Origin of the sequence: Paenibacillus sp. Aloe-11, assembly GCF_000245715.1 — a bacterium.
Lineage (GTDB): Bacteria > Bacillota > Bacilli > Paenibacillales > Paenibacillaceae > Paenibacillus > Paenibacillus kribbensis.
The window spans coordinates 15,426-27,263 of the sequence record NZ_JH601047.1; the positions used below are offsets into that span (position 1 = coordinate 15,426).

Here is an 11,838-nt window from a genome sequence, read left to right on the forward strand (position 1 = left end):
GGCTGGCAGCGTATGGGGCCGGGACTGGGTGCACGCAGCGGCTTTGCTGCCGTGGATCATCATTGTGTTGCCCTACGTTCTGTCACAGACACGCAGCCTGAATAACCTGTCGCTGGGCGACGAGACAGCAGCCGGTATCGGCACGAATGTGAAGCGTCAGCGCCTGCTGCTGCTGGGTGCAGCCGTAGCTTTATCCAGTGCCAGCGTGTCTATGGCCGGAGGCATCGGCTTTATCGGGCTGATCGCGCCTCATCTGGCTCGTCGTCTGGTCGGACCGATGTACCAGCATTTGCTGCCCGTGGCCTGTTTTGTCGGGGTTGTCATACTGGTCGTATCCGACACGATTGGACGTTCGGTGTTTCAGCCGAATGCGATTCCCGCAGGGGTAGTGGTTGCGGTGGTAGGGGCACCGTATTTCTTGTTCCTGCTGTCCCGAACCAAATGACAGAAGGACTACATATGAAATTGAATGCCCGCGAAATATTGAAATAACAACTAAGCAGAAGCTTTGTATGTGGATCATATATATAGAGCTTCTATAGCATAGGAGAGAATAATGATGAAAAAATATGGATTTAAGGGTTCGGATGTTAAGCGTTCATGGGCAGCAATGCTTCTTGTTTTGTGTATGATTATGCTGTCCGCTTGTGGACAAGCAGCAAATAACAAAGCTGCAGAATCCCAAGCTACAGATAGTAAAGCAGCCGACAGCGGCAAGACAACCATTAACGCCGATTCGCGGATTGCTTCGATGTCTATCCATTTGACGAACAACCTGCTGGCACTGGGCATTACTCCGGCCGGTTCGGTCGTAGGCGGAGATGTGAAGGATTTTCTGCCCCATGTAAAGGACCGTCTCCAAAATACCCGCAAGCTGGGTGTTGTCACAGACCCGGATATGGAAGCGGTACTGGAGCTTCAGCCTGATCATATTTTTCTCGACAAAAAATATTCAGGCACCGATGTAGCCAAGTTTGAAAAAATCGCGCCGACCGAGGTTTTTGATCTGGATGAAGGCACTTGGAAGGACCAACTGAAAAAAATCGCCGTCATGGTTAACCGTGAGGCAGAGGCGGACGCTTTTCTGAAAGATTATGAGGCACAAAAGGAACGGGTTAAAAAACTAATCCACTCCAAAATCGGAGATGGAACGGTTATGGCTATACGTGTGACGGCGAAGGAAGTTCGTGTCATGGGCATGAAGCGTCCGGTAGGACCGCTGCTATATCAGGACTTGGGCTTGAAGCCAGCCAAGGGTGTAGAAAAAATCAACAAGGCCTACCAGGTCGTGTCCCAGGAAGTTTTGCCTGATTATGATGCTGATGCGATCCTTGTCATTATCAGTAAAGGCGCTGATGCGCAAAAGGTATACAAGCAACTGGAAGGAAACGCGGTATGGCAAGGACTCAAGGCGGTTAAGCAGGGTCATGTCTATATGCTGGACGGACAGCCTTGGCTGGACTATTCCGCAATGGGGCACAAAATCGCCCTGGATAATGCAGAGCAGCTATTTTCCAAATAAGCTTTAGAATACATTAATCCGTATTTCCACATGCATCTTCTTGCAGGCGGGAATACGGATTTTTTGTGGATTAAGAACGCTTTTTACGCAGAAAAATTGGTTTGAGACCGATGAAGCCGACGGCTGCGAGAATCAGATTTACCCAAGGTGAAATCCTGAACACAGGCAGTATACTGCGCAGTGCCAAACCGGAGACGAGAATCACGACAACTAGCACAATATACGTCAAGATGGATTTGAAATTCAACTGGGGCTTCACTGGTGCATGGTCTGGCTGTTGCGTCTCCTCGTCTTCTCCAGGGCGGTCCATAAAATTCATCAGTGCTTCAACCAGTAGAATCGCTCCTGCAGCGATAATGATGAGGGTCGACAGGTTAACTTTTTCAAAGGGAGTAATATCTCCGCCTGTAAATGCGATAAACCCTCCAATCATCGCCTGTGTCAAAAAAAACATGGACAAGGCAATCCATGCAATAAGCGTATAATATTTTGCTTTATTCATTTCTTCCTCCTGCTTCGCGAGCGTATCCCGCTGATGGAACCGGTATTTTGCAACAAAAACAGTATACGTGAGGAAGCGCCAGATGGCAAAAGGCTTTATCGGCAGAATGTATATTAGCGCTGCATTCTCCTCAAACTGGATAAAGGGTGGGCACATGGAGCAACCTGAATATAAACGTTGAGAGGATGTAGCATCATGAAGCTGGAGAATCAGGCAGATTATTCAGTCCAAAAACGACTGGCAGGCGCTCCGAACGGGAACAGCAGGGTATCCTCGCCTGCTAGCGTGAGTCACCGGAGCATTCAAGGAGCAGCTCCAACATACCGTATACTGGACGATACTGAAGTGGCTCAGGATACAGAATTTGCAGGGGAACTGGGTGAGGAGAGCTACCGCAGCTTATGGCATGAGGATCATAATAGCGGTGCCTCTTATAAACTGGAGTGGGAGGGACGAGTGGAAACCCACCAGATGTTCAGGAACAGCTACGAATAGGAATCTTCCACCTTAATGATGGGGGGATTCACCCTAATTAGCATGTAGTATGGCGTTCTCCGGCATCGTATGGGGAGCGCCATTTGTTTACATTTTTTATCGATGTGGATGACAGGTTGACAAGGAAGCAGGGCGATGATAGACTGACTTTACTATAAAACTTATTAAACTTATCGGAATTAAAGTAAATGGGTATTTTGCTGAGTATCCGTGTTACAATATACGTTTAAATTATTCAGGGGGAAAATGATGATGGAACGGCAAATTGGAATTCGCTTTGAAAATGAGGAGCTGGCTGCTACGATTCATTATCCGAGCAATCCGGGTGAGGGAGACCGTCAGAGACGGGTGCCGCTCGTCGTGATATGCCACGGATTTGTAGGCAATCGTATCGGGGTAGATCGGTTATTTGTAAAGACTGCACGTGAGCTGGCAGCAGGGGGATATTTTGTCTTGCGCTTTGATTTTGCCGGTTGTGGGGAAAGCACAGGCGATTATGGCAAGCAAGGGTTGGAGTCGATGATTAATCAGACACGTACCGTGCTGGATTATGCTGTGAATTGCGCGGACATCGACCCGACCAAAGTAACGCTGATCGGTCACAGTCTGGGGGGCGCAGTCGCCCTTCTCACAGCTGTGCGGGACAAGAGAGTACAAAACCTGGTCCTGTGGTCAGCTGTCGGGTATCCGTTTAACGACATCGTCAAAATTACGGAGCGAAGCGTGTACGATGAGTCTGTTAAAAACGGTCAGGCCGATTATTTGGACTACAAATTCACACCTGCTTATTTTGAGTCGTTAGCCCAGTTCCAGCCGTTTCAGGAGGCTGTCAAATTTAACGGGGATGTGCTCGTTATTCACGGAACCTCGGATGATATTATTCCTGTGGACTATGCCTTTTTATTCCAGAAGGTATTCTGGATGCGTCCAGAGGGACGCTGTGATAAAGAGATTATTTTCCAGGGAGATCACACCTTCTCTTCAGGTAAAGAGCGGCAACAGCTGATTGACCGGACGCTGGAGTGGCTGGATGAGCAGGAAAATATTCAACGGGATTGGCAGCACTGGATGATCTGATTTCAGGTCTAACGGATTGCATTGGAAATTGCGCCTCCGCCGGAGTAAAATGGAAGAGTAACACTATACTGGCGTGTGGAGGTTGGCAGCGATGACATTACCCTCAATTTTTGTTGCGCACGGTTCACCGACACTGGCTGTAGAAAATAACGCATACACTAGCTTTCTTGCAGAGCTGGGCGCGAGCCTGCCCCGACCCCAAGGAATAGTCATTTTTTCCGCGCATTGGGATAGTCCTGATCAATGTATCGGCGCGGATGATCAGCATGCAGCGTTGCACGATTTCTATGGCTTCCCTGAGCAAATGTACACACTTGATTACCCTGCACCAGGCGATCCGAAGCTGTGTGAGGAGATAAAGCATCTGTTCAGTCAGCATAACCTGTTTCACCAGCCGGTTCGAAACCGGGGACTGGATCATGGAGCATGGGTGGTTCTGCGGCATATATATCCTGATGCGGACATTCCTGTCGTCCCGCTTTCCATTGATTCCCGGCGCGCTCCACAGGAGCAGTATGAGATTGGACGGATGCTGGCACCGCTGCGAGAACAAGGCATTTTGATTATCGGCAGCGGCGGATTGGTACACAATCTGCGTACACTCAAGGAAACGAATGAGCCAACCGAGTGGGCGGTTCAATATGATGACTGGATTGGACAGCAGCTTCAAGACTGGAATTTGCGTCATCTATTCCAATATGACAAGAAGGCACCTTATGCCAAGCAGGCGGTTCCTTCTTATGGGATTGAGCATTTTTCACCTTTGTTTTATGTGATGGGGGCTGCGGATGATCAGCGCTCTGCACGCAAGCTATTTCAGAGCTATGTCCTTGGCTCGCTAAGCCTTAATTGCTGGGCTTTTGGTCAGGAAAAATGATCAATAAATGTAAAAAGAACTTCCAAATCCACATGGCGTGTGGGAATGGAAGTTCTTTTATATTCCGCCTTCTCGATTAATTGGAAGATACGTTCTTTTTCAGCCAGGCAGATACTTGTGTCGTTTGCTTATCTCCGTTTTGATCCAGCAGGGTCACAAAGGCTTTCAGCTTCTGAATGTAGGCACTCTTCGAATCCGGGTTGCGTTGAATGACGAGTTGATATCCTTTTTTGGCATTAGGTTGAATCTTCTTGGTCTCATAATCGAATAGTGGCGTATTGTTCGTGCCGTAGAAGGTATAGAAATAGTACATCTCATATAAGCTTTTTACCGCTTTTGTACGGTTGGAATGTGGATATTGGTTTAAAAACGCTTCCTGTGCCAGCACTCGTCCCGCTAACTGCTGATAGCCGATGCGGAGTGCTCCATCCTTGATAGCCGCCTGTCCCGATTCAATGGCCATGATGTGAATGTAGCTGCGAATATCTGCCGTGGTGTACTTGCTGAATACTGTGTATTTTTCATAGTTTATGACCGGATAAAACATACCTTCCGCCGTTTCAAGCTTGAATCCGGCATCTCTGGTTTGGACTAGTAATTTTTTCAGGCTTGCGTCTTTTGTACGGCTAATCAGATTGGTGAACGTATCGCCAGGTTTGTATATGCTACTAATCTTATTTTGAACAGACGTCGGGTATAGCGTACGTGAGTATGCATCCAATTGCTTATTCTGGGCATTTTCCAGATGGAGCGTCATCATGGTTGCCTGAGCGGCTGGAACGGATTGAATGTGCTTTTGCATATACGTAAACGCCTGAGGCAGCTTGCCGGGCTGGCTTAGCAATTGCTCAAAGGTCTTGGAGATTTGTTGTGCGCTTACCGTCTGAGATGCTGAAGCAGTTTTTGCTGCTGCGGCTGTTGCCTGATACCCCAGTCCCATAGTCTGTACAGTGAAAGCTACTGTCGCGAGCATGAGATAGGCTTTAGTCATTTTTTTCATCATATAACCCTCCATATTTCTTCGTGTTTTCTTTGGTGTATCTGTAGTGTATAGGGGAAATGTATCGTGAGCATTCCATGTTGTATCCAACTTGTAAACATTTGATGAAAAGTTGAATCCGACAAAAAAAGGAGTTCCCACGTCAGTATGAGATGGGAGACTCCTTCAGTGATGAATAGGTGGGGAGCGGCATAGCTGCATAAAAAAACAACCATTAGCCCAGAGGGTAACGGTTGTTTGCGGGTTAATTAAGCTATTTTTCGATCGGCTGGAAAGGTATCTTTATTTTTACCGAACAGTCCACGTAGGAAGGGCAGTACCCAACGGTCAAAGCCGATCCGTCCGGCATTTGCACCAGCGACCACAAGGAAGATTTCAAACAGCAGGTAGATTGCATTGGTGCTTACTGTACCCGAGAACAGGAACGAGAAGTTCATGACCATGGCCATCAAAGCAGCCAGTGTAGTCAGTGTACCAAGCAGCAGGCCAACCCCGACCAAGAACTCACCCAGTGGGATCAGGACGTTGAACAAACCGACATTTGGCAGGGCAAAGGCTTCGAGGAACGATCCCCACCAGCCTTGTACAGCGGGATGATCTCCACCCGTTTTAGCAATGGCCCCCGAGATGAATCCAGCAGCATCAAATCCGCCAGTCAACTTTTCAAGTCCATGGCTCATCCATTCATATCCGAGATAAACCCGTACTACAGTCAGCAGCCACATCGCTATTTTGTTTTCACGCAACCAGTTGTTAAACATTTAAACCACTCCTCTTTCTTATATCAAAATGTTTTGTATTTCATTAGGTTAGGATGATCATCTCTGCTACACCTTTATTGTATTAGGTTCAGTTACACATATTTGTGATAAAAATCACAAAGTCCGAATATTTTTTAAATTTTAATGTCTTCAGATAAGTATTCTATCAGGGGAATGGCTTAAATCAAGACAAAAACAGGAAAAAAAGCTTATAATGAGAAAAAAATCTAAAGTGGAGGGATAAACTTGTCCAGGTCCATTTCCCAACGAACGCAATGGTTGCGTGTGATGGCCTCAGCTCTGTTATGCATGACGCTGATGTCTTGTTCTGCCTTGTCCAAAACGGGTGAATCTGAACCCGCTCCCCAATCGATTGAACAAAAAACAGAACTGGAGGCTGAGCCGCTCAAAGAGCAGTCCATTCCGGCATTTACAGCTCCGCTTACCGGTCTTCCGGTGGAGCAGCCTGTTTTGGAGCGACCGCTCGCGATCATGATTAACAATGCTCCGGCTGCACGTCCACAGGCAGGGCTTAGTCAGGCAGACATGGTATATGAAGTTCTTGCAGAAGGCGGAATTACTCGCTTGGTCGCTTTTTTTCAAAGCTATAGCGGAGATGTGAAAATCGGTCCGGTTCGCAGCATCCGACCGTATCTGATTGAGCTGGGCGAAACCTACGGTGCATTGCCGATACATGCAGGGGGAAGCACAGATGCCTATGCGATTTTACAGCAGCAGAAGAAGGAGCATCTGGATGAGATTTCGAATGGAGGGGCTTACTTTTGGCGAAGCAAAGATCGTCGTCCTCCCCATAATCTGTACACAGATGTAAGTAGACTGCGCAAAGGAATTGATCATAAAGGGTATGTCAAGCAGGCGGAGGTTCCCGTATATCCTTACCTTAAATCCGGTGAAGCCCCGGTCATGACAGACGAGAGTGCAGCATCTTTGCAAATCCGCTTTTTGCTCAAAAACTATCGTGTATCCTACACCTACGATCCGGCGGATCAGCAATATAAGCGATTTGTGAACGAAAAGTCACATGTGGATCAAAATAATAATCAACAGCTTTCTGCGGCCAATGTTATTGTGATGAGCGCCAGCCATCGAACACTGGATGATGTGGGCAGATTGAGTGTTGCGCTGAATGGCAGTGGAGAGGCCATGGTGTTTCAACAAGGACGAGTCATACATGCACAATGGCAGCATACGCCCGGTGATGCGGTTCGTTTTATGAAAAATGGAGTTGAAATTCCGTTGACGCCAGGTACATCCTATATACATGTGGTCCCTGCAGATACTTCTCTAAATGAGCATGTGACTATAAACACAAAATAAATATGAAACACTCCTTTTTAAGGAAAAAATGTCGGATAATGAACTTCTGTGTCGGGTATTGCATACGAATATCCTGAAATTTGCTTTTGCAAACATTACAAAAACATTGATGAGTGTGATAAGATAGCAAAGGTTGTCTATTGCAGTCGAAACAGGTTGCGGATATTTTCGTAAAGGGGTAATCGTTATGAGATTGAAGAAAAAGGATATATTCTTCGAGACGTTGGAAAATATGGCAGATACGATCGTGCAAGCAGCAGATTATTTTGCCCAACATACTTCAAACCTTCAAGATGTGACTTTGTTTACCAATGAGATGAAGAAGTATGAAAATAAGTGTGATGATTACACACACACGATTATTACTGAGCTGAACAAGACCTTTATCACGCCGCTGGAACGCGACGATATCATGGAACTGACAACAACCATGGATGATGTGCTGGACGGTCTGGAAGCAACAGCCTCACGTTTTTATATGTATAACATTACGGAGCCGGACGAGTATATTGTGCAGTTCGCTGATATTTTGCGTCAATCAGCTTATGAAATTCAGAAGGCTGTACATTTGCTTTCGCAAAAGAAATTGCTGGCTATTCGTGAGTACACCATTCGCCTGAATGATTTGGAAAATCAGGGGGATGAATTGTTGCGTATTTGCATCAAAAACCTGTTTGCAACTGTAACTGATCCTATTGAGCTGATCAAACGCAAAGAACTGTACGAACGCCTTGAAACGACAACGGATTCATGCGAGGATGTTGCAAATATGCTGGAATCCATCATTATGCGTAACTCGTAAGGGAGTCCTTTTACATGGATACAAGTTTACTGGTACTGGGTATTGTTATTTTTCTTGCTCTGGCATTCGATTTTATTAATGGATTTCATGATACGGCGAACGCGATTGCAACTTCGGTGTCGACCCGTGCCTTGACGCCTCGGCGTGCAATTATTATGGCTGCGATTATGAACTTTCTCGGTGCCATCATGTTCACGGGGGTTGCCAAGACGATTGGCGGGAGCGTTGCTAATCCTGCCAAGCTTACGAATGGGATTGATATCGTCATTGCAACGCTGATCGCAGCGATTATCTGGAATCTTCTAACCTGGTGGTTCGGCATTCCTTCATCCTCTTCCCATGCGCTCATTGGTGCGCTGGCCGGAGCGGTGTATGTGGGGGCCGGAGCGGATAAGTTAAATTGGAGCGGCTTTATCGAAATTGTGGAGGGACTTCTGTTCTCCCCACTGATTGCTTTCGTTATCGGTTACATCGTGATGATGATTTTGAAATACATCTTCGCTTATCGCAGTCCGCATACGGTAAACAAGGGATTTCGAACGATGCAGGTCATTACGGCAGCACTTCAATCGTTCACGCATGGTACGAATGATGCTCAGAAAGCGATGGGAATTATCACATTTGCACTTGTCTCGGCAGGCTATCAGGATCATTTGGAAGTACCGATGTGGGTAAAAATTTCAGCCGCTACAGCCATGGCGCTGGGCACGTCCATCGGGGGCTGGAAAATCATCAAGACGATGGGAACCAAGATTTTTAAGATTGATCCCATTAATGGATTCGCAGCAGATCTATCGGGTGCGTCTGTTATCTTTACAGCCACGATGCTTCATTTGCCAGTAAGTACCACTCATGCCATTACTTCGGCTATTTTGGGGGTTGGTTCTGCAAAACGATTTAGTGCTGTACGCTGGTCACTAGCTGGTCGTATTGTAATAACCTGGGTAATAACGATCCCTATTTCGGCACTGCTGGCCGGATTGATTTTCAAAATTCTTTTCTAGCTTTCATTATTTTTTCACGAAAGAAAACATACACTATAGGGTACACAATAAGCTTCCGTCCGCTTTTTGCGGCAGGGGCTTATTGGCATTCTGTGACTAAAATCCATCTTCGAAGTTTACACATCCAGATAGTTCCATGAAATATTTTTTCAAAAAAAGCTGACATCAAAGTAGTCAATTTTTGATAACTCCTGTAGAATAAACAGAAAAGTTTGAACCGTTCAACTGACTGGAGGAAATTATGCAAAAATCTAGAAAACTAATAGCTCTCATGATTTGTTTGTTTTTTGTGGTTGCCCTGGCCGGTAATTTCGGTGCAGTGGCACATGCAGAAAACAAGACAAAATATGATATCGGCACGGATACGACGTTCGCGCCTTTTGAGTTTGAAGATGTAGATGGCAAGTTTGTCGGAATCGACATGGATTTGCTGGCTGCTATTGCCAAGGATCAAAATTTTGAATATACGATTAAGCCTCTTGGCTTTAACGCGGCAGTGCAGGCCCTTGAAACAAATCAAGTGGATGGCGTCATTGCCGGGATGAGCATCACCGATGAACGGAAGCAAAAATTTGATTTTTCCGAGCCCTATTTTGATTCAGGGGTTGTCATGGCGGTCCGTAAGGATAATGATACGATCAAACGCTATGAGGATCTGAAGGGCCAGCGTGTAGCTGTAAAAACAGGAACGGAAGGCTATACCTTTGCGGAATCCATTAAGGACAAATACGGCTTTACGATGGTACCGTTCGATGATTCTTCCCAAATGTACGATGAAGTCAAAACAGGGAATTCCGTTGCCTGCTTTGATGATTTTCCGGTATTGGCATACGGTGTGACGCAAAATAATGGTCTCAAGCTGGTGACGGATAAGGAAAAAGGTGGTTCTTACGGTTTTGCGGTTAACAAAGGCAATAATCGGGAGTTGCTGGAAAAATTCAATGCCGGGCTTGTTAATCTCCGCAACAGCGGTGAATATGACAAAATCATGTCCAAATACCTGGGCGAATCCGGCAAAGGTGTAGCACCTGTTGAGCGCAGCCGCTGGGAACTGATTTCCGCTTCGCTGCCTGCGTTGATTAAAGGGATGGGAAATACGCTGTTGTATACCCTGGTATCGCTGCTTATCGCCTTTTTGTTGGGGCTGGTGTTTGGCTTTATGAAGGTAAGCCATAACAAGGTGCTCCGTGGCATTGCGACAGTGTTCGTTGATGTATTCCGCGGTATTCCGCTGATCGTACTTGCATTCTTTATTTACTTTGGTATTCCACAGGCACTGGATTTCAAAATGCCGCTTTTTGTTGCGGCTGTATTGACGTTGTCTCTAAACGCGGGGGCGTATGTGACGGAAATTATCCGCGGAGGCATCCAGTCCATTGATCCGGGACAAATGGAAGCGGCCCGTTCGCTTGGTTTGCCATACCGGACGGCTATGCTCAAAATCATTTTGCCGCAAGCTGTAAAAATCATGATCCCGTCGTTTATCAATCAGTTGGTTATTACGTTGAAGGATACGTCCATTTTGTCTGTTATCGGTTTGGTGGAATTGACCCAATCCGGTAAAATTATTATCGCGCGGACGTTCCAATCCTTCGATATTTGGCTGGTCGTTGCGATAATGTATCTTATCGTTATTACAATCCTGACCAAAATTTCCAACCGTCTTGAAGGGAGAGTTCGCCGTGGGTAAAATTATCGTCAAAGATCTGAAAAAAAGTTATGGCAGCAACCAAGTGCTAAAGGGCATTGACATGCAAGTACGGGAAGGCGAGGTTGTATGCGTCATCGGCCCTTCAGGTTCAGGGAAAAGTACTTTTTTGCGTTGTATGAATATGCTTGAGGAAATTACCGCTGGTGAGGTCATCGTTGACGACTACAAGTTGGGTGATAAAAACGTGGACATTAACAAAGTCCGTGAAAATATAGGTATGGTGTTTCAGCATTTCAATCTGTTCCCGCATATGACGGTGCTCAAGAACATTATGTTTGCACCGACAGAGCTGGGCAAACAAACGAAGGCAGAGGCCCGGGAAACGGCGATGAAGCTGCTGGACCGTGTAGGCTTGGCTGATAAGGCTGATGCACTGCCAGGACAGCTTTCCGGCGGTCAGAAGCAGCGTGTAGCGATTGCGCGTGCGTTGGCGATGAACCCGGACATTATGCTGTTTGACGAGCCTACCTCGGCACTCGATCCAGAAATGGTGGGCGAAGTGCTCGGCGTAATGAAAGATCTGGCCCGTGAAGGCATGACGATGATGATCGTGACCCATGAGATGGGTTTTGCTCGCGAAGTAAGCGACCGTGTTGTGTTTATGGACGGTGGCTACATCGTGGAAGAAGGAACACCACAAGAGGTATTTGGTAATCCGAAAAATGAGCGGACGATTAGTTTCTTGGAGAAAGTTTTATAAAAGTGAGGCAGGGTTTGTGAATGTGGCCAAGGTTGTTCGTTGTGAGACG

13 protein-coding genes are annotated in these 11,838 nt (G+C 46.5%); 10 read left to right on the forward strand and 3 right to left on the reverse strand.

Annotated features, from left to right (window positions below):
• Positions 1 to 445 (forward strand): FecCD family ABC transporter permease (locus WG8_RS27935; RefSeq protein ID WP_007428870.1); only part of this gene is annotated, 445 nt, incomplete at its 5' end.
• Positions 446 to 559: 114 nt separating this feature from the next.
• Entirely contained in the window at positions 560 to 1,522 is a 963-nt protein-coding gene (locus tag WG8_RS04255; protein WP_007428871.1) for an ABC transporter substrate-binding protein, read from the forward strand.
• A 70-nt stretch (positions 1,523 to 1,592) separates the two neighbouring features.
• Here WG8_RS04255 and WG8_RS04260 read toward each other — a convergent pair whose 3' ends face one another.
• Positions 1,593 to 2,024, reverse strand: coding sequence for a hypothetical protein (locus tag WG8_RS04260; RefSeq protein WP_007428872.1), 432 nt, complete (start codon positions 2,022 to 2,024; stop codon positions 1,593 to 1,595).
• Positions 2,025 to 2,219: 195 nt separating this feature from the next.
• On the opposite strand from WG8_RS04260, the gene WG8_RS04265 reads away from it, so the two are divergent.
• The 3 genes from WG8_RS04265 (at position 2,220) to WG8_RS04275 (ending at position 4,473) form a co-directional block, all read left to right on the forward strand.
• Positions 2,220 to 2,519 carry a hypothetical protein gene (locus tag WG8_RS04265; protein ID WP_007428873.1) on the forward strand — a complete coding sequence of 100 codons (300 nt, stop codon included), beginning with the start codon at positions 2,220 to 2,222 and terminating at the stop codon, positions 2,517 to 2,519.
• 252 nt (positions 2,520 to 2,771) lie between these two features.
• Positions 2,772 to 3,596, forward strand: a complete 825-nt coding sequence (locus tag WG8_RS04270; protein WP_007428874.1) for an alpha/beta hydrolase — start codon at positions 2,772 to 2,774, stop codon at positions 3,594 to 3,596.
• A 91-nt stretch (positions 3,597 to 3,687) separates the two neighbouring features.
• Positions 3,688 to 4,473: a dioxygenase family protein gene (locus WG8_RS04275; RefSeq protein ID WP_007428875.1), complete on the forward strand. Its 786-nt coding sequence runs from the start codon at positions 3,688 to 3,690 to the stop codon at positions 4,471 to 4,473.
• Between the two features lie 76 nt (positions 4,474 to 4,549).
• Here WG8_RS04275 and WG8_RS04280 read toward each other — a convergent pair whose 3' ends face one another.
• Complete coding sequence (locus WG8_RS04280) at positions 4,550 to 5,476, reverse strand: hypothetical protein (RefSeq protein WP_232289049.1); 927 nt, start codon at positions 5,474 to 5,476, stop codon at positions 4,550 to 4,552.
• A 245-nt stretch (positions 5,477 to 5,721) separates the two neighbouring features.
• Positions 5,722 to 6,234, reverse strand: coding sequence for a DoxX family membrane protein (locus WG8_RS04285; RefSeq protein ID WP_007428877.1), 513 nt, complete (start codon positions 6,232 to 6,234; stop codon positions 5,722 to 5,724).
• Between the two features lie 246 nt (positions 6,235 to 6,480).
• Here WG8_RS04285 and WG8_RS04290 point away from each other — a divergent pair, with 246 nt between their 5' ends.
• The 5 genes from WG8_RS04290 to WG8_RS04310 all read left to right on the forward strand — a co-directional run bounded on the left by WG8_RS04290 (position 6,481) and on the right by WG8_RS04310 (position 11,789).
• Complete coding sequence (locus tag WG8_RS04290; protein WP_007428878.1) at positions 6,481 to 7,572, forward strand: DUF3048 domain-containing protein; 1,092 nt, start codon at positions 6,481 to 6,483, stop codon at positions 7,570 to 7,572.
• A gap of 187 nt (positions 7,573 to 7,759) precedes the next feature.
• Positions 7,760 to 8,374 (forward strand): DUF47 domain-containing protein, encoded by a 615-nt coding sequence (locus tag WG8_RS04295; protein WP_007428879.1) that lies wholly within the window; start codon positions 7,760 to 7,762, stop codon positions 8,372 to 8,374.
• A gap of 14 nt (positions 8,375 to 8,388) precedes the next feature.
• Positions 8,389 to 9,378 carry an inorganic phosphate transporter gene (locus tag WG8_RS04300; RefSeq protein WP_007428880.1) on the forward strand — a complete coding sequence of 330 codons (990 nt, stop codon included), beginning with the start codon at positions 8,389 to 8,391 and terminating at the stop codon, positions 9,376 to 9,378.
• Positions 9,379 to 9,619: 241 nt separating this feature from the next.
• A complete protein-coding gene (locus WG8_RS04305; RefSeq protein ID WP_007428881.1) occupies positions 9,620 to 11,068 on the forward strand; it encodes an amino acid ABC transporter substrate-binding protein/permease in 1,449 nt (482 codons plus the stop codon).
• Positions 11,061 to 11,789, forward strand: a complete 729-nt coding sequence (locus WG8_RS04310; RefSeq protein ID WP_007428882.1) for an amino acid ABC transporter ATP-binding protein — start codon at positions 11,061 to 11,063, stop codon at positions 11,787 to 11,789. The genes WG8_RS04305 and WG8_RS04310 overlap by 8 nt, the downstream gene beginning before the upstream one ends.
• Positions 11,790 to 11,838: the final 49 nt, after the last annotated feature.

Bases quoted from the DNA above. Each gene is read 5' to 3' on its own strand.
- WG8_RS04255 (WP_007428871.1), top strand. From the start codon at position 560: ATGAAAAAATATGGATTTAAGGGTTCGGATGTTAAGCGTTCATGGGCA.
- WG8_RS04260 (WP_007428872.1), bottom strand. From the start codon at position 2,024: ATGAATAAAGCAAAATATTATACGCTTATTGCATGGATTGCCTTGTCC.
- WG8_RS04265 (WP_007428873.1), top strand. From the start codon at position 2,220: ATGAAGCTGGAGAATCAGGCAGATTATTCAGTCCAAAAACGACTGGCA.
- WG8_RS04270 (WP_007428874.1), top strand. From the start codon at position 2,772: ATGGAACGGCAAATTGGAATTCGCTTTGAAAATGAGGAGCTGGCTGCT.
- WG8_RS04275 (WP_007428875.1), top strand. From the start codon at position 3,688: ATGACATTACCCTCAATTTTTGTTGCGCACGGTTCACCGACACTGGCT.
- WG8_RS04280 (WP_232289049.1), bottom strand. From the start codon at position 5,476: ATGATGAAAAAAATGACTAAAGCCTATCTCATGCTCGCGACAGTAGCT.
- WG8_RS04285 (WP_007428877.1), bottom strand. From the start codon at position 6,234: ATGTTTAACAACTGGTTGCGTGAAAACAAAATAGCGATGTGGCTGCTG.
- WG8_RS04295 (WP_007428879.1), top strand. From the start codon at position 7,760: ATGAGATTGAAGAAAAAGGATATATTCTTCGAGACGTTGGAAAATATG.
- WG8_RS04300 (WP_007428880.1), top strand. From the start codon at position 8,389: ATGGATACAAGTTTACTGGTACTGGGTATTGTTATTTTTCTTGCTCTG.
- WG8_RS04305 (WP_007428881.1), top strand. From the start codon at position 9,620: ATGCAAAAATCTAGAAAACTAATAGCTCTCATGATTTGTTTGTTTTTT.